The organism is Streptomyces sp. NPDC001380 (assembly GCF_042895785.1).
In the GTDB taxonomy this organism is placed as follows: domain Bacteria; phylum Actinomycetota; class Actinomycetes; order Streptomycetales; family Streptomycetaceae; genus Peterkaempfera.
On the sequence record NZ_JBIAWP010000015.1, the window covers coordinates 1 to 23,897 of the forward strand.

19 protein-coding genes and 1 tRNA gene are annotated in these 23,897 nt (G+C 77.8%); 7 read left to right on the forward strand and 13 right to left on the reverse strand.

The genetic code is table 11. From position 1 onward, the window contains the following. The first annotated feature begins 240 nt into the window (after window positions 1-240). Window positions 241-1,074: a hypothetical protein gene (locus tag ACFY07_RS19015; RefSeq protein WP_390869875.1), complete on the forward strand. Its 834-nt coding sequence runs from the start codon at window positions 241-243 to the stop codon at window positions 1,072-1,074. A 300-nt stretch (window positions 1,075-1,374) separates the two neighbouring features. Here ACFY07_RS19015 and ACFY07_RS19020 read toward each other — a convergent pair whose 3' ends face one another. The 5 genes from ACFY07_RS19020 to ACFY07_RS19040 form a co-directional block, all read right to left on the reverse strand. Further along, window positions 1,375-2,154 carry a D-glycero-alpha-D-manno-heptose-1,7-bisphosphate 7-phosphatase gene (locus ACFY07_RS19020; RefSeq protein WP_390869877.1) on the reverse strand — a complete coding sequence of 260 codons (780 nt, stop codon included), beginning with the start codon at window positions 2,152-2,154 and terminating at the stop codon, window positions 1,375-1,377. A gap of 219 nt (window positions 2,155-2,373) precedes the next feature. Then, complete coding sequence (locus ACFY07_RS19025) at window positions 2,374-3,207, reverse strand: SigB/SigF/SigG family RNA polymerase sigma factor (RefSeq protein WP_390869879.1); 834 nt, start codon at window positions 3,205-3,207, stop codon at window positions 2,374-2,376. Between the two features lie 260 nt (window positions 3,208-3,467). Next, on the reverse strand, window positions 3,468-4,427 hold the full coding sequence (locus tag ACFY07_RS19030; RefSeq protein ID WP_390869881.1) for an NAD-dependent epimerase/dehydratase family protein: 960 nt from the start codon (window positions 4,425-4,427) through the stop codon (window positions 3,468-3,470). Window positions 4,428-4,776: 349 nt separating this feature from the next. After that, complete coding sequence (locus ACFY07_RS19035) at window positions 4,777-5,058, reverse strand: DUF6158 family protein (protein WP_230748147.1); 282 nt, start codon at window positions 5,056-5,058, stop codon at window positions 4,777-4,779. 97 nt (window positions 5,059-5,155) lie between these two features. Then, window positions 5,156-6,121, reverse strand: a complete 966-nt coding sequence (locus ACFY07_RS19040; protein ID WP_390869883.1) for an LLM class F420-dependent oxidoreductase — start codon at window positions 6,119-6,121, stop codon at window positions 5,156-5,158. Window positions 6,122-6,315: 194 nt separating this feature from the next. Here ACFY07_RS19040 and ACFY07_RS19045 point away from each other — a divergent pair, with 194 nt between their 5' ends. The 3 genes from ACFY07_RS19045 to ACFY07_RS19055 all read left to right on the forward strand — a co-directional run bounded on the left by ACFY07_RS19045 (window position 6,316) and on the right by ACFY07_RS19055 (window position 9,361). After that, window positions 6,316-7,953 carry an ABC-F family ATP-binding cassette domain-containing protein gene (locus ACFY07_RS19045; protein ID WP_390869886.1) on the forward strand — a complete coding sequence of 546 codons (1,638 nt, stop codon included), beginning with the start codon at window positions 6,316-6,318 and terminating at the stop codon, window positions 7,951-7,953. A 114-nt stretch (window positions 7,954-8,067) separates the two neighbouring features. Further along, the gene (locus ACFY07_RS19050) at window positions 8,068-8,655 is read left to right on the forward strand and encodes an RNA polymerase sigma factor (RefSeq protein ID WP_390869887.1); all 588 of its coding nucleotides are present in this window, start codon (window positions 8,068-8,070) and stop codon (window positions 8,653-8,655) included. Next, window positions 8,648-9,361, forward strand: coding sequence for a hypothetical protein (locus ACFY07_RS19055; protein ID WP_390869889.1), 714 nt, complete (start codon window positions 8,648-8,650; stop codon window positions 9,359-9,361). Before ACFY07_RS19050 ends, ACFY07_RS19055 begins: the two co-directional genes overlap by 8 nt. A gap of 262 nt (window positions 9,362-9,623) precedes the next feature. Here the strand turns inward: ACFY07_RS19055 and ACFY07_RS19060 are convergent, their stop codons facing one another. Further along, window positions 9,624-10,397 (reverse strand): maleylpyruvate isomerase N-terminal domain-containing protein, encoded by a 774-nt coding sequence (locus ACFY07_RS19060; RefSeq protein ID WP_390869891.1) that lies wholly within the window; start codon window positions 10,395-10,397, stop codon window positions 9,624-9,626. 373 nt (window positions 10,398-10,770) lie between these two features. On the opposite strand from ACFY07_RS19060, the gene ACFY07_RS19065 reads away from it, so the two are divergent. Further along, a tRNA-Trp gene (locus ACFY07_RS19065) sits at window positions 10,771-10,843 on the forward strand. Between the two features lie 344 nt (window positions 10,844-11,187). Here the strand turns inward: ACFY07_RS19065 and ACFY07_RS19070 are convergent. From ACFY07_RS19070 to ACFY07_RS19085, 4 genes are all read right to left on the reverse strand, one after another. After that, window positions 11,188-11,709: a VOC family protein gene (locus tag ACFY07_RS19070; RefSeq protein WP_390869892.1), complete on the reverse strand. Its 522-nt coding sequence runs from the start codon at window positions 11,707-11,709 to the stop codon at window positions 11,188-11,190. Between the two features lie 331 nt (window positions 11,710-12,040). After that, the gene (locus ACFY07_RS19075; protein ID WP_390869894.1) at window positions 12,041-13,087 is read right to left on the reverse strand and encodes a hypothetical protein; all 1,047 of its coding nucleotides are present in this window, start codon (window positions 13,085-13,087) and stop codon (window positions 12,041-12,043) included. Window positions 13,088-13,312: 225 nt separating this feature from the next. Next, the gene (locus ACFY07_RS19080) at window positions 13,313-15,739 is read right to left on the reverse strand and encodes a Tex family protein (protein ID WP_390870105.1); all 2,427 of its coding nucleotides are present in this window, start codon (window positions 15,737-15,739) and stop codon (window positions 13,313-13,315) included. Between the two features lie 213 nt (window positions 15,740-15,952). Beyond that, a complete protein-coding gene (locus ACFY07_RS19085; protein ID WP_390869896.1) occupies window positions 15,953-17,443 on the reverse strand; it encodes a PLP-dependent aminotransferase family protein in 1,491 nt (496 codons plus the stop codon). On the opposite strand from ACFY07_RS19085, the gene ACFY07_RS19090 reads away from it, so the two are divergent. Further along, window positions 17,442-18,338: a DMT family transporter gene (locus ACFY07_RS19090; protein WP_390869898.1), complete on the forward strand. Its 897-nt coding sequence runs from the start codon at window positions 17,442-17,444 to the stop codon at window positions 18,336-18,338. The two genes, ACFY07_RS19085 and ACFY07_RS19090, sit on opposite strands and share 2 nt — an antisense overlap. Window positions 18,339-18,404: 66 nt before the next feature. Here ACFY07_RS19090 and ACFY07_RS19095 read toward each other — a convergent pair whose 3' ends face one another. The 3 genes from ACFY07_RS19095 to ACFY07_RS19105 all read right to left on the reverse strand — a co-directional run bounded on the left by ACFY07_RS19095 (window position 18,405) and on the right by ACFY07_RS19105 (window position 22,131). Then, window positions 18,405-18,836, reverse strand: coding sequence for a DUF779 domain-containing protein (locus ACFY07_RS19095; RefSeq protein WP_390869900.1), 432 nt, complete (start codon window positions 18,834-18,836; stop codon window positions 18,405-18,407). 129 nt (window positions 18,837-18,965) lie between these two features. Beyond that, complete coding sequence (locus ACFY07_RS19100; RefSeq protein WP_390869902.1) at window positions 18,966-20,489, reverse strand: aldehyde dehydrogenase family protein; 1,524 nt, start codon at window positions 20,487-20,489, stop codon at window positions 18,966-18,968. Between the two features lie 64 nt (window positions 20,490-20,553). Beyond that, window positions 20,554-22,131: a GAF domain-containing protein gene (locus tag ACFY07_RS19105; protein WP_390869904.1), complete on the reverse strand. Its 1,578-nt coding sequence runs from the start codon at window positions 22,129-22,131 to the stop codon at window positions 20,554-20,556. A 238-nt stretch (window positions 22,132-22,369) separates the two neighbouring features. Between ACFY07_RS19105 and ACFY07_RS19110 the strand changes: the two genes are divergently transcribed. After that, a complete protein-coding gene (locus ACFY07_RS19110) occupies window positions 22,370-23,881 on the forward strand; it encodes a glycosyltransferase 87 family protein (RefSeq protein ID WP_390869906.1) in 1,512 nt (503 codons plus the stop codon). The last annotated feature ends 16 nt before the right edge of the window (window positions 23,882-23,897 follow it).

A 23,897-nucleotide genomic window follows, 5' to 3' on the forward strand; every position in this document is an offset into this window, starting at 1 on the left:
GGCCCGCACCCCTCCCGAACTGCACCGATGGCCGGAGAACACCCACTTCGATCCTTAAACACCCGATTCGCACGAAAACAGAGGTTTATCCGGGCTGCGGATGGGGCGCGGGGGTCTCCTACCGGGCGTCGTAATCCCCCACGGGCGTGTGAGCCTCTTCACGCGAAAACGGTCTTCTCTGGCACTTCAGGCACGAATCGGGCACGCTTTCGCAGTCCGCACAGCACCAGGAGGACCCGCATGACCCCGGCCCCGGAACGCACCGGTCCCCGGCACGCCCGCCCGGCCTCCGGACCCCGGCTGCTGAGCCGCACTCCGGGCCGCCGCGCGGTGCGGATCAACCCCGGACTGGCCGCCATGGCCGTCCTGGCCGCCGGTGCCATCGCCGCAGGCGCCCTGGCGGTGGGGAACGCCGCCGTCCCGGCCGGACCCTCGGCCGCCCGGCCGCCGCTGCCGCCGGACACCGCGTCCGCCGCCCCGAAGACCCCCGGCGGCCCGCTGCCCGCCGCCCCGGTCTCCGCGGAGGCGGCCGCACCGGGGCGGACCGGGTCGACGGCCGGGGTGACGGCCGCCGTGAGGGACGGCGGCTCCGCCACGACCGGCCCGACCGCCCCCGGGGCCCGGCGGGCGCATACCACCGCGCCGCCGAGCGTGTTCGACGCGACGACCCCCGCCCCGGCGGTGGACGCACCGCAGGCCCCCGCCCGCCCGGGGCACGCGCACCGTGCGGCCCTCGCTTCCCCCACGGCGGTACCGCCGCTTCCGCCCCTCGCGGTCCGCAGCACCTCGGTCGCCACGCCGGGGCCGGTCCGGCCCGCGCCGGGGACGGGCACGACCGCTCCGGGCCGCCCCCACCCGGCGGACACCCCGTCCGGCACGCCCGCGCCCGCGCCCACGGCCACGGCCGCCACGACACCGCCCGCGGCGTCCTCGCCGCCCGCACCGTCCTCCGCGCCCCCGTCGACAGCTCCTGCGCCGGAGCCCACCGCCGGCGCCCCCACCGGGCCCGCACCCTCGGATACCGCCTCCGGCCCGGCCGCGCCGTCGGCGGAGCGGTCATCCTCCGACGGCTGACCCGGGGGCGGCCGGGGGCCGCGGCAACGGCAGGCCGGCGGCACAGGGGACGGGGGCGGGGGCCGCTCCGGGCGGCAGGCCGGCCGGGGCGTGCGGCGGTGGCGTCCGGCGGGGGCGTGCGGCGGGGGCGTCCCCGCCGGACGCCCGGGGCGCCGGGCCTCCCCCGCCGCGGCCGTGCACGGCCGTCCCGGCGGCGCCCCCCGGCCGGGGCGGCCGCACCTCGCGTGCGGGCCGGCCACGGCGGGGGCGTGCGGCGTCCGCGAGGACGGCGGGCGGCGGGGCGGGCCTCCGCCGCCGGGATCAGGCGGGGGCGCCGTCCGCGGGCCCGGCCTCCAGCGCGGGAGCGGCGGACCGGATGCGGACCGACGGGAGACCGCGCCGGACCGGGTGGTGCAGCGCCAGGCGGACGGCGGCCACGAGGTCGGGAGCGGTCTCGTGGATGCGGTCGGCCTCCTCCTCGCGGGCCCCGGGCGCGGGCACCAGGATGCCGCGCGCGCCCGCCGAGGCGGCGGCCACGAGGTCGGCGCCTGTGCTGCCGACGACCACGGTCCGGACCGGGTCCGCGCCGAGGCGGCGGCAGGCCGCGAGGACCAGCCCGGGGTCGGGCCTGCGGCAGCCGCAGCCGTCGTGGGGGCCGTGCGGGCAGACGGCCCACACGTCGACGGGGCCGAGGAGCTGCTCCACGCGGCACTGGACCGCGTCGACCTGCTGCCGGGTCAGGATGCCCTTCGCCACGCCGGGCTGGTGGCTGACCACGCCCACCGGGACGCCGAGGCCCCGCAGTTCGGCCAGCGCCTCGCGGGCCCCGGGCAGGGGCCGGACCCAGCCGGGATCGCCGTTGCAGGGGACGTCGGCGACCAGGGTTCCGTCGCGTTCGAAGAGGACCGCGTCCGGGTGCGGCGGACGCCGCGGACCGGGGGCGGTGGCGGCGGTGTCGGCAGTGTCGGCGTCCGGCGAGAGCCACGGTTCCGGCACGGGGGGCCGGGCCGGGCCGTCCGGGGGCTCCGCCGCGGCGGGCGCGGCGGGTGCGGCCGGTATGGCGGACGGGTCGTCCCGGGTGGGCTCACCGGAGCTGGACATGGCGGTCACCTTCCGTGTCTGTCGACGGCCGCGGTGCGGCCGGCGGGTCGGGCGGCGGGGTGTCGGGGTCCCCGAGGGGGACGGGAGAGGCCGTGCAGGGCGCCGGCAGGCCGCCCCCGGGCCTCTCGGGCGCGGCGCACTTCGGGCGGTTCCGGGGTCGGGGACGGTCCGGGGTCGGGGACGGTCCGGGGTCGGGGGTGGGCCGGGGGCGGTCCGGGGTCAGACCCCGGCGAGCATGCCGCTGCGCAGGGTGGCGCAGGAGCGGGCGATCAGCCGGGAGACGTGCATCTGCGAGACGCCGACCACGTCGGCGATCTGGTGCTGGGTCATGCTGCGGAAGAAGCGGAGGAAGAGGATGCGGCGCTCCCGCTCGGGAAGCCCCTCCAGGAGCGGCCGCAGCGATATCCGGTCGACCACCAGGTCCAGGAAGCGGTCCTCGGCGCCCATGGTGTCGGCGAGCGAGCCGGCCTCCAGCCCGGGCACGGGCGCGTCCAGGGACACGGCCGCGTACGCCTGGTACGCCTCCAGTCCGAGGATGACGTCCTCCTCGGCGAGGCCGGTGTAGTCGGCGACCTCGGCGACGGTGGGGCTGCGGCCGCCCAGCGGCTGGAGCAGCTCCTGCTGGGCCCTCCGGACCTGGTTGCGGGCCTCCTGGACGCGGCGGGGCACGTGGAGGTCCCAGGCGTGGTCGCGGAAGTGCCGCTTGAGCTCGCCCACGATGGTCGGGACCGCGAAGGACTCGAAGGCGTGCCCCTGCTCGGGGTCGTAGCGGTCGACGGCCTTGACCAGGCCGACGGAGGCGACCTGCAGCAGGTCGTCGTCGCTCTCGCCGCGGTTGCGGAAGCGGCGGGCGAGGCGGCGCGCCATGGGCATGAGGGAGGCGATGACCTGTTCCCGGAGCCGGTCCCGTTCGGGTCCGGCGGGGAGGCCGGCCAGGCGCCGCAGGCGCTCGGGGAGGTCCGCCGGGGAGCGGTCGTCCGCCGCGCGGGCGGGGCGTCCGGCGTCTCGGGGACCGGGACGGGGGCGGGCGGAACCGAACCCGGGACGGGGCATGGCGGCCTGCTTTCCGTGCACAGCCGACGGCAGTGCGCACTCCGGGGGCGAGGGCGGGACCCGGCCTGCGGACCCGGCGGCGGACGCGGGGCGTCCTTCCGCCCGGGGCAGGCCGCCGGCCGTTCGAGCGACCGGGTCGGCCCGTGGGTGCCTTCTTCATCCGTGGCACTGGCTCGCGCCTTCCCGGGGCGCACCCCGGCAAACCCGCCCCGTGGGCCCCCGGCGGCACGGCCCGCGGCCCGCGGCGGACCGCAGGAGGCTCAGCCGCGGGGCACGGACCGGAACCAGGTGACGGTGCGGCGCAGCCCCTCCCGGAGGCCGGTCAGCGGCTCCCACTGGAGCTTGTCGCGGGCCAGGGCGGTGTCGGGGCGGCGCCCGGCGGGGTCGCCGGCGGGGCGCGCGACGTGGCGGACCCCGGAGGAGGAGCCGGTGAGGGAGACGACCAGGCGGGCCAGCGCGTTCATGCTGATCTCGTGCGGGCTGCCGATGTTCACCGGGCCGGCGAGGTCGGAGGCCGCCAGGGCGAGGATGCCGCGGACCGCGTCGTCGACGTAGGTGAAGGAGCGGGTCTGGCTGCCGTCGCCGGTGACGGTGAGCGGTTCCCCGGCGAGGGCCTGCCGGATGAGGACGGCGACGGCCCGGCCGTCGTGCGCCGGCATCCGGGGGCCGTAGGTGGAGAAGAGACGGACGATCGCGGCGTCGGTGCCGAGGGCGGCCGCGTGGGCTGCGGTGAGCGCCTCGGCGAACCGCTTGGCCTCGTCGTGGGCGCTGCGGGGGCCGACCGGGTCGACGCTGCCCGGGTGGTCCTCGCGCTGCGGGTGGCGCTGCGGGTCGCCGTAGACGCCTGCGGCGGAGGCGAGGACGAACCGGGCCCGGTGGGCGCGGGCCAGGTCCAGGGCGTTGCGGGTGCCGAGGGACGCGGTGCCCAGGGTGTGCAGGGGCAGCCGCAGGCAGTCGGCGTACGAGGCAGGGGACGCGAGGTGGAGCACCAGGTCGACGCGGCCGTCGACCTCGAAGGGCTCGCAGACGTCGGCGCGCAGGACGGTGAAGCCGTCGCGGCGGGCGAGGTGGGCGAGGTTGCCGGGCGCGCCGGTGGAGAAGTCGTCGACGCAGACGACGCGGGTGCCCCGGTCCAGCAGGGCGGTGCACAGGTGGGAGCCGACGAAGCCGGCCCCGCCGGTGACCACGGCGCGCCTCCAGCGGGCGGGAGTGGTGGGCATGCGGCCTCCGGAGGGTGCGCGGCGCGGCAGCCGGATGCGGTACCCCGGTCGGTGCGGTTCATGCCCGCGCGGACGGCGGGGGTGCGGGGCCGGCGCACGGGTGGGAGGGGACGGCGGAGCCCCGGCGGCACGGGGCCCGGGGACACGGACGGCCGGGGTGCGGCCGGACCGCGGTGCGGACCGGCGGGCCCCGGCCGGGCCCCGGAGGGCGGCGCGGGCGGACAGGCCGACGGGAGGGGTCGGCCCGGCGGGAGCGGCCGGTCCGGCGGGAGGGGTCGGCCCGGCGGGAGGCGCCGGTCCGGCGGGAGGGGCCGGTCCGGGAGGCCCGGGAGGGGTGCGGCCGGTCCGGTCAGGACAGGCCGCGCAGCGCGTCCGGGTTCATGGCGTCGGCGTGGCCCCGGGCGCGGGCGCCGAGGCGGGTGCGCCCGGCGGTGACCTGCCGTCCGGGGTGGCGGCGCAGGTACTCCGCCTCGAGCTCGGCCATCCGCGAGGTGTGCCGGTCGAGGGCCTCGGCGGAGCCGTGCAGGAGGGTGTCGTGGCGGGTGCGGTGGATCTGCTCCAGCTCGTGCATGAGCACGCTCTCGTCGAGCTGCCCGGGGTCGATGCCGAGGGCGTCGGGTGCTCCGTCCATCTGTCCTCCAGTCACACGCAGTCACACGCAGTCACGCACAGTCACGCGCGGTCACGCGGTCGGTGCGGCCCGGCGGGCGCCGGGCCGCACCTGCGGGTCACAGCTCCCGGAGCGCGGGCAGCAGGGACTTCTCCGCCCAGTCCAGGAACGGGTACTGGGCGTCGCCGCCGACCTGGACGAGGGCGACCTCGGTGAAGCCCGCCTCCGCGTACGGGCGCACCGCCTCGACGAACGCCTCCACGTCGTCGCCGCAGGGGATCGTCCCCGCGACGTCCTCGGGGCGGACGAACTGGGAGGCGGCGGCGAAGCCGGCGGTGCCGGGGAGTTCGGAGTTGACCTTCCAGCCGCCCGCGAACCAGCGGAACTGGTCGTGCGCGCGGGCGACGGCCGCGCCCCGGTCGGGGTCGTAGCTCACGGGGAGCTGGCCCACGCGGGGCTTGCCGGCGCCGCCGTGCCGGTCGAAGGACTCCAGCAGGGACCCCTTGGGCTCGGTGGCGATGACCAGGTCGGCGAGGCGTCCGGCCAGCGAGCAGGACTGCTCGCCGGAGACCGCGACCCCGATCGGCGGCGGCTGGTCGGGCAGGTCCCAGAGCTTGGCGGACTCCACGTCGAAGTGGGTGCCGTGGTGGTTGACGTAGCCGCCGGCGAAGAGGGCGCGGATGACCTCCACGGCCTCCTCCAGCATCTCGTGGCGGACGTCCACCGGCGGCCAGCCGCCGCCGACCACGTGCTCGTTGAGGTTCTCGCCGGAGCCCAGGCCGAGCCGGAAGCGGCCCTGCGAGAGCAGTTGCACGGTGGCGGCCTTCTGGGCGACCACGGCGGGGTGGTAGCGCATGGTCGGGCAGGTCACGTACGTCATCAGCGGGATCCGGGAGGTGGCCCACGCGGCCGCGCCCAGCACGCTCCAGGCGTAGGGGGCGTGGCCCTGGGAGTCCAGCCAGGGGAAGGAGTGGTCCGAGACCACGGAGAAGTCGAAGCCCGCCTGCTCGGCGCGGACGACGTGGTCCACCAGGTCCCGCGGCCCGGCCTGCTCGGTCATCATCGTGTACCCGATCTGCACCATAAGCCCCGGGTTCCCCGGTTGGGGAGGCGAAAACGGCGCGGCGCGGTGATCGTCGCGGGCCGGCGCCGCCGCGCTCCCCGGTGCTCCGGGTCCGGTGGAGGCGCCGGCCCGGCGGCGCCGCACCGGACCGCGGGGGCCGGCGCCGGGACAAGCAGGCGTCAGCACGGGGGACGGGACGTAGGATCACAGTCCTGATGACTGCGACACTCACCGCCAAGGACCTCGCCGCCGGGCACGGCGACCGGCCGCTCTTCACCGGGCTCGACCTGGTCGTCGCCCCCGGCGACGTCGTGGGCCTGGTCGGGGCGAACGGCGCCGGGAAGTCCACGCTGCTGCGCCTGCTCGCCGGCCTCGACACGCCCGAGCGGGGCTCGGTGCGGACCAGTCCGCCCGCCGCGACCGTGGGCCACCTCCCGCAGGAGACCGAGCGGCGCCCCGGCGAGACCGTCAGCGCCTTCCTGGCCCGCCGCACGGGCGTCGCCGCCGCGCAGACCGCGCTGGACGAGGCCACGCAGGCCCTGGTCGACGGCGCGCCCGGCGCCGACGACGCGTACGCGGTCGGCCTGGAGCGGTGGCTCGCCCTCGGCGGCGCCGACCTGGAGGAGCGGTCCGAGGAGGTCGCGGAGTCGCTGGGGCTGAAGGTCGGCCTGGACCGGCCGATGACGGCCCTGTCGGGCGGCCAGGCGGCGCGGGCGGGCCTGGCGTCGCTGCTGCTCAGCCGGTACGACGTGTTCCTGCTGGACGAGCCGACCAACGACCTGGACCTCGACGGCCTGGAGCGGCTGGAGGCGTTCGTCGCCGGGCTGCGGGCCGGGGCGGTCGTGGTGAGCCACGACCGCGAGTTCCTGGCCCGCACGGCGAACCGGGTGGTCGAACTGGACCTCGCCCAGCAGCAGGTCCGGGCCTACGGCGGCGGCTACGCGGCGTACCTGGAGGAGCGGGAGGTGGCCCGCCGCCACGCCCGCGAGGAGTACGAGGAGTACGCGGACACCCGGGCGGGGCTGGAGGCGCGGGCCCGCACCCAGCGGGGCTGGATGGAGAAGGGCGTGAGGAACGCCCGCCGCAAGGCCACCGACAACGACAAGATCGGCCGGAAGTTCCGCGCGGAGTCCACCGAGAAGCAGGCGGCGAAGGCCCGGCAGACCGAGCGGCTGATCGAGCGGCTGGAGGTCGTCGAGGAGCCCCGCAAGGAGTGGGAGCTGCGGATGGAGATCGCCGTGGCGCCGCGCGCCGGGGCGGTCGTCGCCACCCTGCGCGGCGCCGAGGTGCGGCGCGGCTCCTTCACCTTCGGCCCGGTGGACCTGCAGGTCGACTGGGCGGACCGGATGGCGATCACCGGCGCCAACGGCTCGGGCAAGTCCACGCTGCTGGCGGCAATGCTGGGCAGGCTGCCGCTGGACGCTGGGCAGGCGTCGCTGGGCCCCGGCGTGGTGGTCGGCGAGGTGGACCAGGCGCGGGGCCTGTTCTTCGGCCCGGAGGCGCTGCTGGACGCCTTCGGCGCGGCGGTGCCGGACACGCCCCCGGCGGACGTGCGGACCCTGCTGGCGAAGTTCGGCCTCAAGGCGCACCACGTGCTGCGCCCGGCGGCCACCCTCTCCCCCGGCGAGCGCACCCGGGCGGCGCTGGCGCTGCTCCAGGCCCGGGGCGTGAACCTGCTGGTGCTGGACGAGCCCACCAACCACCTGGACCTGCCCGCGATCGAGCAGCTGGAGTCGGCGCTGGCGTCCTTCCCCGGCACGCTGCTGCTGGTGACGCACGACCGGCGGATGCTGGAGGCGGTGCACACCACGCGGCGCATCGAGGTCGAGGACGGCCGGGTGCGCGAGCGCTGACGGCGCCGGGCGGGACCGCCCCGGCAGGTGCACCCGCCCCGGCAGGGACCTTCGGCCCGGCAGACGGGGGCCGTCCGGAGCAATCCCTCCGGCGGGCTGGTTCGTACCCGAGGTATGCACAGGATGGGCCTGCCTCTGGAGCGGCTGCCGGACGACGTCCTGCTGGACGGTCTGATGACCGGCGACCCGGAGGTCGCCGTGGCGTTCGTCCGCCGGTTCCAGCGGCGGGTGTTCGGCGTGGCGGTCGCGGTCGTCGGCGACGTCCAGCTGGCGGAGGACGTCGCCCAGCAGACCTTCGAACGCGCCTGCCGCCACGCCCAGGTGTACGACTCGCGGCGCGGCTCGGTGCCGACGTGGCTGATGTCGATCGCCCACAACCTGGCGGTCGACACGGTGCGCGCCCGCCGGTCCACGCCCGTGGACCCCGAGGACCTCTCCACCCTCCTCGACGCCGTCACCGACACGCCGGAGCGGCACGCCATCGCCGACGAGGCCTCCGCCGAGCTGCGGGCCGCGGTGTCGGAGCTGCCCCGGCCGCAGGCCCGCGCCCTGGTGATGGCGGGGATCTACGGGATGACCGCACAGCAGGTCGCCGACGCCGAGGGCGTGCCGCTGGGCACGGCCAAGACCAGGATCAGGACGGCCACGGGCAAGCTGCGGGCCGCGCTGGTGCCGGGGCGGGGGGGTGGGCGCGGTGGATGAGGACCGTTCCCTCACCTGCGCCGAGCTGCACGACGCCGCCGCCGAGCTGGCGCTGGGCGTGCTGCCCGCACGGGAGCGGGCCGCGGCCGTGCAGCACCTCGACCGGTGCCCCGGCTGCCGCGGGGAGGTGCACCGGCTGACGCTGGCCGGGGACGCCCTGCTGGACCTGGTGCCGGGCAGCGAACCGCCGGTGGGCTTCGAGGACCGGGTGCTGGTGCGGCTCGGAACGGTGCTCCGGCCGGTGCGGCAGCGGCACCGCAGGCGGCGCTCGGCCCTGCTGGCGGCGGCCGCGGCGGCGCTCCTCGCGGTGGGCGCGGGCGGCTGGGCGCTGGGCAGCAGCAGCGGGCCCCCCGCCGCCGCCGAGCCCGCCGTCTCCACCGTGGGGACGGGGCACACGCTGCGGTCGGCGGCGCTGCAGACCGGGGACGGACGGCTGGGGGACGTCTTCGCGTACGGCGGCGACTCGCCGTGGCTGTACGTGTCCGTGGACGCGGAGCAGGTCGGCTCGTCGGCGGGCGGCATGGTGCAGTGCGTGCTGCAGCGCAGCGACGGCTCCCGCACGTCGCTGGGGACCTTCCCGCTCCGGGACGGGTACGGCGCCTGGGGCGAGCCCTACCCGGCCGGGGCGCCGGTGAGCGGGGTGCGGCTGGTCACCTCCGGCGGGCGGGTGCTGGCCGCGGCGGTCTTCGACCCGCCCGCGCGCTGAGCCCGGCGGGATCCCCGCAGGCGCCGAGCCCGTCCAGGACCAGGCGGTGCAGCCCGGACCCGGGCCCGGGTCAACTCGGCGGGACGCCGAAGCCGCCGACCGGCACCTGGACGCCGAGAGCCGCAGGGAGAGCGCCGGGACCGCCGGCCACCTCAGGAACAAGGACGGCTGCCTGGGCTCCGACACCGCCCTGTCCCCAGTCGAGCGCGAGCCGCCCGCAGGAGCGCGCGCACCACCGGCAGATGCGTCACATGTGGGCGTTCTACGCGTTCGGGTCCCAGTCTGCGAGCTGCTCCATCGGCTCGGTGTCGCCGGTGGTCTCCAGGCCGTCGAGCGGGATGCGCTCGTAGAAGTAGAGGACCAGTTCGCTCGCTGCGCCTCGCATCGCCATGTCGCCCGGCTCCGCGTCGGCGGCGAGGTCGTCGCAGCGGACGCCGTCGGCGTTGAGGGTCAGGCGCCAGGAGCGGCCCTCGGTCGTGTGCAGGTCGATGGTCGCCGGCTTGAACGGCCAGGGGACGGTCGTCGCCGCGACGGTCGTCAGGAACGCGTCGACGCCCTCGACCGCGACGTCTGTCGGCAGCGGCTGTGCGGCCCCGTGGGTGAGCTGGGCGTCGTAGGTGTGGACGGCGAGCTCCTGGATCTGGTGCCGGGCCACGGCTCCGCTGGTCTGCGGGGCTTGCGAGCGGCCCCACCAGGTCCAGCAGCCGCGATCCGGGCCGGCCTCGCGCATCGCGTCGAGCATGAGCCCGGTCGACTCGGCGAGCCAGGCGTCCAGGGCTTCGCGGTCGCGGGGCGCGGTCGGGGCGCCCTTCGGGTCCGTCCTCGCCGGGGGCTCGGCGCCCGGGCCCGCCGCGACGACGGCGGCCTGGCGGCGGCGGCCGTCGCCGAGGTGCTGGGCCAGTTCGCGCAGCGTCCAGTCCGGGCAGGTCGGGACCTGGACGTCGAGGTCCGGGGCGGACGCGAGCGCGGCGCGGAACGCGGCCGAGCGGTCTTCGATCAGCCGCAGGACCTCGGGGAACTCCAAGATGTTTGGCACGTCGGTTGTGTATCACGGCGCTCCGGACGCCGGGTAGCGAATTTGCCGGACGAACGCGTCGACGGCCGGGCGGGGCGCCGACGTCCGGAGGACGGCGTCCGCCGGCCGGGGGCCTCCCTGCATGTCCCGGGGAGGCGCCGTGATCGCTCTGGACCGGGACCTGTCCCGCACCACCTGGACCTCCGCGCAGGCCGCCGCGGCCGCCGGTGTCACCCCTGAGGCGATCCACCCGTGGAAGGCCCGGGGGCAGGCTCGTCCCGGTGAACCCCGGGCGGGGCCGGCCGCGGTACCGGGCGATGGACGGCTGCGGGCCGAGGCCGCGGCCCACGAGCGGTCCGGCCGGGTCCTGTTCGACTCCCTTACCTTCCGCCCAAGGTCTGCAGCTCAGCGGTGAGAGCACCCGCCTCCAAAGCGGGGAGTCGCAGGTTCGAATCCTGCCGGGCCTGCTGGACCGTGGCTCGGTGGTGGAGGGCCGCCCTCATCCTGCGGATGCCGCCGGTTCGCACCCGGCCGGTCCTGCTCAGGGGTCGTCTCATCCGATGGTGCCTCAGCGCCTTCGGAGCCGGGCGCGCCCGGATTGAACGTCCTGCTGAGGGACAGGACACCGACGCATCCTGCCGTGGAGCACGAGGACGCCGGGACGCCTGCCCGTCCGCCGGCAGCCGGCGGGGGCCCGCCGGCGGCGCACATCGGCCAACGGTCCGGCACAAGCGGATGAGGGTCGCGGCGGTCCCTCACCAACCGCTCCACGACGGCCGGCCGCACAGACCGGGCCGGATGGGACGGCCTCTCAGTCGCCAGTGATGCGGTTCCCCTCGAAGACGCCGCGCTCCTCCCGGTACAGCTCCACGTTGACCCCGTTGGGGTCGCGCAGGTAGAGGCTGTCGTCGACGCCCCGGTCCGGGCCGAGGACGTCGACCCCGGCCGCCGCGAGCCGGTCGCGGGCGGCCGCGAACTGCTCGGCGTCCACCGAGATCGCCAGGTGCTGGAGGCCGCCGACGGTCTCGGTGAACGGCGGGTGGTCGTGGCCGGGGAAGTCGAAGAAGCCCAGCAGGTTGCCGGCGCCGAGGTCGAAGAAGAAGTGGCTGGAGCCCCGGTAGTCGCGGTTCTCCACCAGTTCGACCAGGGGGAAGCCCAGGACCTCCTGGTAGAAGCGGACCGTCTCCTCCACGTCGCGGCAGATGAAGGCCACGTGGTGGACGCCGCGCGCCGTGGTGGCGGGACGCGCGGACCGCGGCTTGAGGTGGCGGGCGCGCAGCTCGTCGCGGCGGGCCCGCACGGCCTCCAGCGCCTCGCCCTCGGGTTCCGGCATCGACTGCTCCCTGTCTCCTCGGCCCGGGGCCCTGCGGCCCACGGGCACGGTCACCCGGACCCTCCCCCTTCCCCGCCGCGGCACCGCCCAAGCGGGTTGCCCCAGCGGGTCGGCCGGGCAGGGCGGCCGGGCGGGCGCCGGGCGGGCCGGGCGTCCGGAGGGCGGGGTCCCGGGCGGCGGACGCCGGGACAGGGCGACGGCCGGACGCCGCCCCCTACCGGGCGGATCCCGGCCGGACCGGACCTGCGCGACCGGGCGCAGGCGGTGGTGTCCGCCGACGGGACGGGCCCGGTGGCGCCCGGCGGGGCCGGGACGCCTCCCGGAGGCCGGGTCAGCCCGTGCACCACCACAGGATGTGGGACCGGCAGGTGGGCGACGGCTTCGGGGTGGGCGCGGTCGGGGTCGGGGTCGGGGTGGCGGCCGGGGAGGTGCGGGAGGCGGTCGCGGTGGGGCGGGCGGTGGGACGGGCGGGGGTCTGGACGGAGCCCCCGGACGCGGTGGCCGCCCCGGAGGTGCTCCTGCTCCCGGACGGGGAGGGCCGCGCCGACACGGATCCGGAGGGGGACGGGGAGCCGGAGGCCGACGGGGCGCCGGAGGAGGCGGCCGCGCCGCGCGCCGGCGTCCCCGGGCCGGACGCGGCCCCGCCCGCGGGTGCGGTGGGGGCGGCGGACGGGTCGGACGAGCCCGGCCGGGCGGCGCCGCCGCCCTGGGCCGCGGGTTCGGCGCGGACGGCGGGGCCGGAGTCCTCGGAGGAGAGGACGGCGGCGGTGAGGCCGGTCACGACCAGGCCCGCGGCGGCGGCGACGAGCACCCCGCGGCCCCGCCGTCCGCGCGCGGTACGGCGGCGGGCGGCCGAACGGGAGCGGGAGCGGGGGCCGGCGGCGGGGCCGGCCGACGGCGGGGCGGGGTCCTCCGCGCCGGGGACGGCGGGCCCGCCGGGGGCGGCGTACTCGGCGGGGGCGGCGTACTCCGCGGGGGCGGCGTACTCCGCGGGGGCGGCGTACTCGGCGGGGACGGCGGGTGGCGGCGTCCCGGGTCCGTACGGTCCGGCGGCGGGGCCGGCCGGCGGGGCCGCCGCGGTCGGGTGCAGGAGGGTCGCGGCGGTGCCGTGCGGGGCCGCGCCCCCGTACGGGGCCGCGCCCGGGCTGCCGTACGGGGCACCGGGGTGGCCGTGCGGAGGGGCGGCGTCCCCGTACGCGCCGGTGTCCGCGTACGGGCCGGCGGGCGCGTACGCCTCGGCGGGGGCCTGCTGCGGTGACGGGGCCCCGTGCGACGGCGGGGCGGTGCGGGGCCGGGGCGCGGCGGGCCCGGTGCTGCCGCACCCCGGGCAGCTGAAGGCCCCGTTGAGGTGGCGTCGGCATGCCGAGCAGTAGTCCATCGCTCTTTCCGTGGGTCGCGCACCACCGGGGTCCGCCGGGGGCCGTGCATCGTCCGTGTGTTCACGGGAGCCTAGGCGGAGTGTGTGGGGAGAACGGGGAGCGCGGTGTGAGGCTTCTGGAAAGATCCGGGAGAACGGCCGTCGGCCGTGCCCGGAGCGCTGCGGGGCGCTGCCGGGCACGGCCGACGGTGGGGGACGGGTGGGGCCGCCGGGTGGCGGGCCGGGTCAGCGGCCCGGGCGCTCCGGACCGGCGAGTCCGGCCCGGCGCAGCGCGTCGGCCATGGCGCCGCCGGCGGGCGCGCCGCCGGAGCCCCCGCCGCGCTGCTGCCGGGGCGGACGCGGCCCGCGCCGCCCGCCGCCGTCGCGCCCGCCGCCGTCGCGGGAGCCGCCGTCCCGCCCTCCGCCGTCACGGCCGCCGCCCTGCTGCGGGCGCTGCCCGCCCCCGCCGCCCGCGGCCGGTGCGGCCTCGTCGTCCAGACGCAGCGTCAGTGAGATCCGCTTGCGCGGCACGTCCACGTCGAGCACCTTGACGCGGACGACGTCGCCGGGCTTCACCACGTCGCGCGGGTCCTTCACGAAGGTCCTGGACATGGCGGAGACGTGGACCAGGCCGTCCTGGTGGACGCCGACGTCGACGAAGGCGCCGAAGGCGGCGACGTTGGTGACCACGCCCTCCAGCAGCATGCCGGGCAGCAGGTCGGAGAGCTTGTCGACGCCCTCCTTGAAGACGGCGGTGCGGAAGGCGGGGCGCGGGTCGCGGCCCGGCTTCTCCAGCTCGCGGAGGATGTCGGTGACCGTCGGCACGCCGAAGGTGGCGTCGGCGAACTCCCCCGGCCTCAGCGAGCGCAGCAGCGTGCCGTTGCCGATGAGGGAGCGCAGGTCGCCGCCGGTGGCGCCGAGGATGCGGCGCACCACCGGGTACGCCTCGGGGTGGACGCTGGAGGCGTCCAGCGGGTCGTCGCCGCCGGGGATGCGGAGGAAGCCGGCGCACTGCTCGAACGCCTTGGGGCCGAGCCGGGCGACGCCCTTGAGGTCCTTGCGGGTGCGGAAGGGCCCGTGGGCGTCGCGGTGCAGCACGATGTTCTCGGCCAGTCCGGCGCTGATGCCGGAGACGCGGGTGAGCAGCGGCGCGGAGGCGGTGTTGACGTCGACGCCGACGGCGTTGACGCAGTCCTCGACGACGGCGTCGAGGGAGCGGGAGAGCTTCACCTCGGACAGGTCGTGCTGGTACTGGCCCACGCCGATCGACCGGGGGTCGATCTTGACGAGCTCGGCGAGCGGGTCCTGGAGGCGGCGGGCGATGGAGACGGCCCCGCGCAGCGACACGTCGAGCCCGGGGAGCTCCTGGGAGGCGTAGGCGGAGGCCGAGTACACCGAGGCGCCGGCCTCGGAGACCATGACCTTGGTCAGGCCGAGGTCGGGGTGGCGGGCGATCAGGTCGGCGGCGAGCCGGTCGGTCTCGCGGGAGGCGGTGCCGTTGCCGATCGCGACCAGGTCGACCCGGTGGGTGCGGGCGAGGCGGGCGAGGGCGGCGACCGCGTCGTCCCAGCGGCGCTGCGGCTCGTGGGGGTGGACGGTCTCGGTGGCGACGACCTTGCCGGTGGCGTCGACGACGGCGACCTTGACGCCGGTGCGGAAGCCCGGGTCCAGACCCATGGTGGCGCGGGTCCCGGCGGGCGCGGCGAGCAGCAGGTCGCGGAGGTTGGCGGCGAAGACGCGGACGGCCTCGTCCTCGGCCTCCTGCCGGAGCCGGGTGCGCTGGTCGATGCCGAGGCGGACGAGGATGCGGGTGCGCCAGGCCCAGCGGACGGTGTCCAGCAGCCAGCGGTCGGCGGGGCGGCCGCGGTCGGCGACGCCGAACCGCCGGGCGATGCGCTGCTCGTAGTCGCCGGGACCGGTGCGCTCCGCCGGGGCGGCCTGTCCTGCGGGCTCCTCCTCCGGCTCCAGGACGAGGTCGAGGACCTCCTCCTTCTCGCCCCGGAACATCGCCAGGACGCGGTGCGACGGCAGCTTCACGAAGGGCTCGGAGAAGTCGAAGTAGTCGGCGAACTTGGCGCCCTCCTGCTCCTTCCCCTCCCGGACCTTCGCGACCAGGCGGCCGCGGGCCCACATCCGCTCGCGCAGCTCGCCGATCAGGTCGGCGTCCTCCGCGAACCGCTCGACCAGGACCGCGCGGGCGCCCTCCAGGGCGGCCGCGGTGTCGGCGACGCCGCGCTCCGGGTCCGCGTACGGGGCGGCGGCGGCCTGCGGGTCCTGCGAGGGGTCGGCCAGCAGGAGGTCCGCGAGCGGCTCCAGCCCGGCCTCGCGGGCGATCTGCGCCTTGGTGCGCCGCTTGGGCTTGTAGGGGAGGTAGACGTCCTCCAGGCGCGCCTTGGAGTCGGCCGACATGATCCGCTCGCGCAGGGCGTCGTCGAGCCTCCCCTGCGCCTCGACGGACTCCAGGACGGCGGCCCGCCGCTCCTCCAGCTCGCGCAGGTACCGCAGCCGCTCCTCCAGGGCGCGCAGCTGGGCGTCGTCGAGCGTGCCGGTCGCCTCCTTGCGGTAGCGGGCGATGAACGGCACGGTCGCGCCGCCGTCGAGCAGGCCGACGGCGGCGGTCACCTGCCCCTCGCGCACGCCGAGCTCCTCGGCGATCCTCTGCTCGATGGACATGGTCGTCACGGTCGTCACGGTCGGGAACCACCCTTGGTCGCTGTGCCTAGGGTGCATTCTGGCAGGCCGGGCCGACAGCGCCGGGGAGGGCGCCCCGGGCGGGGCGGCGGCCGGCGGCCGTGCACGCCGCGCGGGGCCCGGACGGCCGGGCGGCGGGGCGGCCGGGCCGCGGGGCGGCCGGGCCGGGCGGGCCGCGCCGCCCCGCCGGGGTGCTCAGGCCGGGCCGGCGGGCTCCCCGGCGCGGGAGGAGCAGACCTGTGCGTACGCCCGCCGCAGCCGGCGGACGCCCTCCCGGAGCTGGTCGTCGCCCACGGCGCCGATGTAGCTGAGGCGCAGGTGCGGTGCGGACGCCTCGGCGGGGAAGTACGGCCTGCCGGGGGTGACGGCGACGCCGGCGTGGAGGGCGGCGGCGGCGAGGGCGGTCTCGTCGGTCCCGGCGGGCAGGCGCAGCCACAGGTGGTACCCGCCGTGCGGGACCTGCGCCCGCAGCGCGGGGAGCTCCCGGCCCAGGGCCTCGGCCACGGCGGTCCGCCGGCTGCGCAGGGCGTCGGCCAGTGTGCGGAGGTGGCGTCTCCAGGCGGGGGAGCCGACGAGTTCGAGGGCGGTCTCCTGCAGGGGGCGGGGGACGAAGAAGTTGTCGATCACCTGGGTCGCCCGCAGCCGTTCCATGGCGGGTCCGCGGGCGGTGAGGGCTCCGACGCGCAGGCTGGGCGAGGCGGCCTTGGTGAGGGAGCGCACGTGCACGACCACCCCGTCGGGGTCCTCGGCCGCGAGCGTCCGGGGAAGCGGCGGGGCGTCGGCGTGGACGAGGCGGCGGGCGAAGTCGTCCTCCACGACGAAGGCCCCCGCCCTGCGTGCGATCCGGAGGACCTCGCGGCGCCGTTCGGGCGGGAGGGTCGCGCCGGTGGGGTTGTGGAAGAGGGGCTGGCAGACGAACACCCGCGCCCCCGTGGCCCGGAAGGCGTCCTCCAGCAGGTCGGTGCGCACCCCGTCCGCGTCGAGCGGGACGGGGACCGGCCGCAGCCCTGCGGCCCGTGCGACGGCGAGCACGCCCGGGTAGGTGGGCGATTCGACGAGCACCGGGGCACCCGGGGCCGCCAGGGACCGCAGCGCGGTGCTGAGCGCGCTCTGGCCGCCCGCGGTGACGAGGACGTCGGCACCGCCGAGGAGGGAGTCCGGTCCGGCGATGTCCCGGGCGAACCAGGCCCTGAGGTCCGCGAGCCCCTCGACCGGCGGCCGCTCCCAGGTGCCCGGCCTGCGGCCCGCCCTGGCCAGGGCTCCGGCGAGGGCGCGCTCGGGCTGCAGGGAGGGGTGCAGGTAGCCGCCGTTGAGGTCGATCGAGCCGGGCGGCGGCACGGCGAGCGTGGCCAGCAGGCCGGAGGCGTCCGCGCGCCGGGGGGCGGGCGGCCCGTCGCCCGCCGGGCCGGGCGACGCGTCGGCGCTGAGGGCGGCCTCCTGCCACGAGAGGTCCCCCGGCGGCCGGGGCCCGGCCTGCGGCCCGGCGCGGAAGACGCCCGCCCCGGGGCGGGAGACCACCAGGCCCTCGGCGACCAGTGCGGCGGTCGCGCGCGACACGGTCACCGGGCTCACCCGGTACCGCTCCATGAGGGACCGGCTGGAGGGAAGCCTGCCGCCTTCCGGATAGCGCTCCAGCTCGCTGCGGAGGACACCCAGGAGGTGCGCCACACTGCTATCGTCATTCATGACAGCAGAAAATAGCGCTACTCCCGTCCGGTGGATAGCAGTGGACCGCGGGACCGTCCTCGCCGCGCTGGGAGTGCTCGGCTTCTCCTTCAGCTTCCCCGCCACGGCCTGGGCGCTGGACGGCTTCGGCCCCTGGACGGCCACCGGCCTGCGGGGCGTCCTCGCCGCCCTCGTGGCGGGGGCCTGCCTGGCCGTCGGCCGCGTCCCGGTCCCGGAACGACGGCACTGGCCCGGCGTCGCCGCCGTCGCCGGGGGGTGCGTCATCGGCTTTCCGCTGCTGACCACCCTCGCGCTGCGGACCTCCTCGACCGCCCACTCCGCCGTCGTCGTCGGCCTGCTGCCGCTGGCCACCGCCGTCGTCGCGGCCGCGCTCACCGGGGAGCGGCCCTCGCGGCTCTTCTGGTGCGGCGCGGTGGCCGGAGCGGTCGCCGTCGCCGGCTTCACCCTGCAGCAGAGCCACGGCGAGCCGACCGCCGCCGACGCCTGCCTGTCCGGGGCGCTGCTCGTGTGCGCCGTCGGATACGCCGCGGGCGGCCGGCTCTCGCGCCGCATGCCGGGGTGGCAGGTCATCGCGTGGGGGGTGGTGGCGGCGCTGCCGGCCACCCTCGCCACGACCCTGCTGGCCTGGCCGTCCGAGCCGGTGCACCTCACCGCCAGGGCGGTGGCGGGCATGGCCTACGTGGCCGCGGTCTCACAGTTCGGCGGCTTCGTCGTCTGGTACCGCGGCATGGCCGCCGTCGGGGTCGCCAGGGCCAGTCAGCTCCAGCTGGCCCAACCGCTCGTCACCCTGGCCTGGTCCGTGCTGCTCATGGGCGAGCGGGTGTCACCCGCCGCGCCGCTCACCGCGGTGGTCGTCCTCCTGTGCATCGCGGTGACCCAGCGTGCGCGCAGCTGACCCGCCACGCCCGGCGGGGCCCGGACCGCCGTCCGCGGCCGGGGCACGGCTCCGGCCGGCCCCCGGTCAGAGCAGGCCGAGGGAGGCCAGCTCGCCGTCGGTGAGCAGGCGGGAGCGGATGAGGAAGCGCAGGCCGGTGGGCGCCTCCAGGGAGAAGCCGGCGCCGCGGCCGGGGACGACGTCGACGGTGAGGTGGGTGTGCTGCCAGTACGCGTACTGGGCGCGGGCCATCCAGAAGGGGACCGGTCCGGCGCCGGGCACGTCGAGGTCCCCGAGGTGGACGTCGCTGCCGCCGGTGAGGAACTCCCCGGCCGGGTAGCACATCGGCGCGGAGCCGTCGCAGCAGCCGCCGGACTGGTGGAACATCAGCGGGCCGTGCTCGGCGTGCAGTTCGCGCAGCAGGTCGGCGGCGGCGGGGGTGAGGGCGACCCGGGCGGCCGGGGGCTCCGGTGGTGTCCGGAGCCCGGATGCGGCTGCGGGGTCGGGGTCGGGGGCCACGGGCGTCTCCGTCTCCGGCGGGGTCGGGCGGGGCGGTGCGGGGGCGCAGCGTGCGGGCCGCGGGGTGCGGGGTACGGGCCGCGGGGTGCGGGGCCGCCAGGGGTGGGACGGCCCCGCACCGCGCGGGGCTCAGAACAGGCCGAGGCCCTGGTCGGAGTAGCTGACCAGCAGGTTCTTGGTCTGCTGGTAGTGGTCCAGCATCATGCGGTGGTTCTCCCGCCCGATGCCGGAGTTCTTGTACCCGCCGAAGGCGGCGTGCGCCGGGTAGGCGTGGTAGCAGTTGGTCCACACCCGCCCGGCCTGGATGGCGCGGCCCGCCCGGTAGGCACGCGAGCCGTCGCGGCTCCACACGCCGGCGCCGAGCCCGTACAGGGTGTCGTTGGCGATGCGCAGGGCGTCGTCGAAGCCGTCGAAGCGGGTGACGGAGACGACGGGGCCGAAGATCTCCTCCTGGAAGATCCGCATGCTGTTGTCGCCCTCGAAGACGGTCGGGGTGACGTAGTACCCGCCGGACAGCTCGCCGCCGAGGTCGGCCCGCTCGCCGCCGGCCAGGACCTTGGCGCCCTCGGCGCGGCCGATGTCGAGGTAGGAGAGGATCTTCTCCAGCTGGTCGTTGCTGGCCTGGGCCCCGACCATGGTGTCGGTGTCCAGCGGGTTGCCCTGGCGGATCGAGGTCACCCGCTCCAGGGCGTCGCCCATGAACCGGTCGTAGATGGAGGACTGGACCAGGGCGCGGCTGGGGCAGGTGCAGACCTCGCCCTGGTTGAGGGCGAAGAGCGTGAAGCCCTCCAGGGCCTTGTCGTAGAAGGCGTCGCGCTCGTCGGCGACGTCCTCGAAGAAGATGTTGGGGCTCTTGCCGCCCAGCTCCAGGGTGACCGGGATGAGGTTGCCGCTGGCGTACTGCATGATGAGCCGGCCGGTGGTGGTCTCACCGGTGAAGGCGATCTTGCGGATGCGGCTGCTGGAGGCCAGCGGCTTGCCCGCCTCGACGCCGAAGCCGTTGACGACGTTGACGACGCCGGGCGGCAGCAGGTCGGCGACCAGCTCCATGAGGAGCAGGATCGAGGCCGGGGTCTGCTCGGCGGGCTTGAGGACGACCGCGTTGCCGGCGGCGAGGGCGGGGGCGAGCTTCCAGACCGCCATGAGCAGCGGGAAGTTCCAGGGGATGATCTGGCCGACCACGCCCAGCGGCTCGTGGAAGTGGTAGGCGACGGTGTCGTCGTCGATCTGGGAGAGGCCGCCCTCCTGGGCGCGGATCGCCCCGGCGAAGTACCGGAAGTGGTCGACGGCCAGCGGCAGGTCGGCGGCCAGGGACTCGCGGACGGGCTTGCCGTTCTCCCAGCTCTCGGCGACGGCGAGCATCTCGATGTTGTCGGCGATGCGGTCGGCGATCCGGTTGAGGACGAGGGCGCGCTCGGCCGGGGAGGTCCGGCCCCAGGCGGGGGCGGCGGCGTGGGCGGCGTCCAGGGCCTTCTCGATGTCCTCGGCGCTGCTGCGGGCGACCTCGCAGAAGGTCTGCCCGGTGACGGGGCTCGGGTTCTCGAAGTACCGGCCCTTCACGGGCGGGACCCACGCGCCGCCGATCCAGTTCTCGTACCGGGACCGGTAGGTGGCCGGGCTGCCGGGTCGGCCGGGCGGCTGGTAGACCGTCATGGGTGCGCCTCCTCGCGCTGTGGCACGCCCCCGGCCCGCCCGGGGACGGCGCTGCGGGGCGACGCTAGCCGCGGGGGGGTTGCGGGAGGGTTGCGGTGCGCGGCGGTGCCGCCCGGCGGCGGGACGGCGCCGTCGGGGACGGGGCCTTCGGGGACGGGGCCTTCGGGGACGGGGCCTTCGGGGACGGCGGTGCGGGAGGCGACGGCGCGGAGCCCCGGGGGCGGGGGACCGCGGCGGACGGGGCGGCGGGGGCGCCGGACGCCGGGCGGGGGCGCGGCGGGGCGGCGAGCGCGGCGAGGTCGGCCGCGAGCAGGGTGCGGCGGGGCGAGCCGGGCGGCAGGGCCCGCAGCGCCGCCTCCAGGACCCGGGGGTCGGTCCGCCCCTCGGGGCGCCGCGCCCACTCGGCGAGCAGTTCAGGTCCGGCGTGCCGCAGCAGGACGGCGCGGAGCCCGGCGGCGAGGGCCTCGCGCTCCTCGACGACGCCGGGCGCGCCGGAGCGCGGCAGCACCGGGCCCGGGCAGTGCCGCAGCGCCTGGCGGTGGGCGCCGCGGGCGAGCAGGCGGCGGACGTCGTCGGCGTCGGTGGCGAGGGGCGCGGTGAGCCGGTACGGGCGGGAGCCGAGCAGCGCGTCGCCGACGAGGCGGCGCAGCCGGGACATCTCGGCGCGGACGGTGACGCGGGCCGACTCCTCCTCGTGGAGCAGGGCGGCGAGGGCGTCGGCGCTGAGGCCGCCGGGGTGGCGGGAGAGAAGCAGCAGGATCTCGGAGTGGCGGGGGGCGAGTTCGCGGGTACGGCCGTCGGCGGTGGTGAGCAGGGCGCGGTCGCGGCCGAGGACCTGGAGCCGGGCGGTGCCCGGGGCGGTGGCCGCGGCGCCGGAGGCCGGGGTGCCGGTGGCCGCGGCGCCGGAGGCCGCGGCGCGGGGGGCGGCGGCGCGGGGGGCGCTCCGGGTCCGGCCCCGGGGCGCGGGGGCCGCGGCGCCCTGGCGGTGGCGCAGGAGCAGTTCGCCCTCGGCGGCGGCCGCGGCGGCCCGCACCAGGGCGAGGGCCTGCGGGGAGGCCACGTGGTCGCCGCCGGTGACGTCGAGCACGCCGAGGACCCTGCCGGTGGCGGGGTCGTGCACGGGGGCGGCGGCGCAGCTCCAGGGGTGGACGGCCCGGGAGAAGTGCTCGCTGGCGAAGATCTGCACGGGGTGGTCGAGGGCGAGGGCGGTGCCGGGGGCGTTGGTGCCCGCCTCCTCCTCCCGCCAGCAGGCGCCGGGGGCGAACCCCATCCGCTCGGCGCGGCGCAGCAGGCCGGGGTGGCCCTCGACCCAGAGGAGGTGCCCCGCAGCGTCGGCGAGGGCGACGACCTGCCCGGCGTCGGCGGCCGGGTCCACGAGCAGGTCGCGGACCAGCGGGAGGACGGCGGCCAGCGGGTGGTCCCGGCGGCGCAGGCGCAGCTGCTCGTCGGTGAGGGCGACGGAGGGAGAGGCGCGCTCCGGGTCGACGCCGCTGCGGGCGCAGCGGCGCCAGGAGTCGAGCACGACGGTGCGGATGCCGGGGGCACGGCCGGTGCACAGGAAGGACTCGTGGGCGCCGGAGGCGGCGCGGCGCACGGCGGCCGGGTCGGCTCCCTGCGGCCAGGCGATCCACGGGCTGGGCACGGCCATCACCCCGTTCGGCCGGTTGGCGGGCGGCTGGGCGGAGGGGCGGCGGGTGGGCGCGCTCCTCCGTGGCGCAGCGTAGTGCGGGTGGGGCCGGTCGGCCACGGTGCGTGCGGCGGCGGCTGCGGATGGCGGCCACGAAGGGGTGACCGTCCGGAGCGGGGACCGGACCTTTTGGCACGTCCTGCCTATATTCGCGGCTTGTCAGGGGATCGGGTGGGCCGGTACGGAGGCGACGGTGGCGGAGACGCGGGCAGCGGTCGGGCGTCAGGACGGGGGGCCGGACCACCCGGGTCCCGCCGGCGCGGCGGCCGCGGACGGCGGACGGAGCGGCGGGAGCCCGACGGGCCCCCGCACCCCGGCGCCCCGCACGGCGGCGGCGGCCCGGCCCGGCCCGGCGGACGCGGGGACGCCCGGCGCGGACACGCCCGGCGCGGGCCCGGCGCTCCCGGGGCCTGCGGGCGCGGTCCCGCCGGCCCGGGCGCGCTGGTACCGGCCGGACCGCTGGCCGCACGACGTCGCCGGGCTGGCCGGCTACTGGGCCTCCAGCCGGCTGGTGATGCTGGGCCTGGTGGCGACCGGCCGCGTCCAGCAGCCGGTGGAGGTGGTGGACCTCTACCACCGCTGGTACGAGGGCCTGCTCGCCGGGCACTTCCCGGTGGGCGACGTCTCCTGGCAGTACCCGCCCGGGGCGGCCCTGGTGATGCTGGGTCCGGGACTGCTGGCGCCGCTCGGCTACCTGGCGGGCTTCGTGGCGCTGAGCCTGGCCGCCGACGCGGCGGTGCAGGGCGCGCTGCTGCGGGCCGGCCGCCGCCCGGGCCGCAGCCGCGCCGGCGCCTGGCTGTGGGCGCTGGGCCTGCCGCTGCTGCTCGACCTCCCCTACATCCGGTACGACGTGCAGGTCACCGCGGTGGCGGTGGCCGCGCTGCTGGCGCAGCGGCGCAGGCCCGGCCTGGGCGGCGCGCTGGCCGGGGTGGGCGCGATGGTGAAGGTGTGGCCGGCGCTGACCGTGCTGGGCACCCCCCGCGGCCGCTCCACCCGCGACGCGTGGCTGGCGCTGCTCGCCTCGGCGGCGGTGCTGGCGGCGGTGGCGGCGGTGGCGTTCCGCGGCGCCTTCGGCTTCCTGACGGCGCAGCACCGCCGGGGGGTGGAGATCGAGTCGCTGGGCGGCAGCGCGCTGCAGGCGGCGCGGCTGCTGGGCTGGCCGGGCCGGGTGCACACCCGCTACGGCTCGGTGGAGTTCCAGGGCCCGTACGTGTCCCTGGTGGCGGGGGTGTCGCTGGCGCTGACCTGCGCCGCCTTCGGCTGGCTGCTGCTGTGGCGGCTGCGGGCGCGGCGCTGGACGGCGGCGACCCCGTACGACGCGGCGCTGGCGGCGGTGCTGCTCTTCACCGTCACCAGCCGGGTGGTCAGCCCGCAGTACCTGGTGTGGCTGGTGGGGCTGGCCGCGGTCTGCCTGACGGTGCGGGGGACGAGCCAGCGTCCGGTGGCGGGCCTGCTGCTGCTCGCGACGGCGGCGACCACCCTGGACTACCCCCTGTACTTCTGGAGGATGACCGAGGGGGACGGACCGGCCGCCGGGGTGGTCGTGGTGCGCAACGCGCTGCTGCTGGCGGCGGCGCTGCTCTCCTGCGTGCGGCTGTGGCGGGCGTCGCGGCCGCGGGAGGCCGGCGTGGGCGGAGCGGGCGCCGCGGCCGGAGCGGGCGTGGCGGGCGCCGCGGCCGGAGCGGGCGGGCCGGCCGAGGCGTAGCGGGGCCCGCGACCGG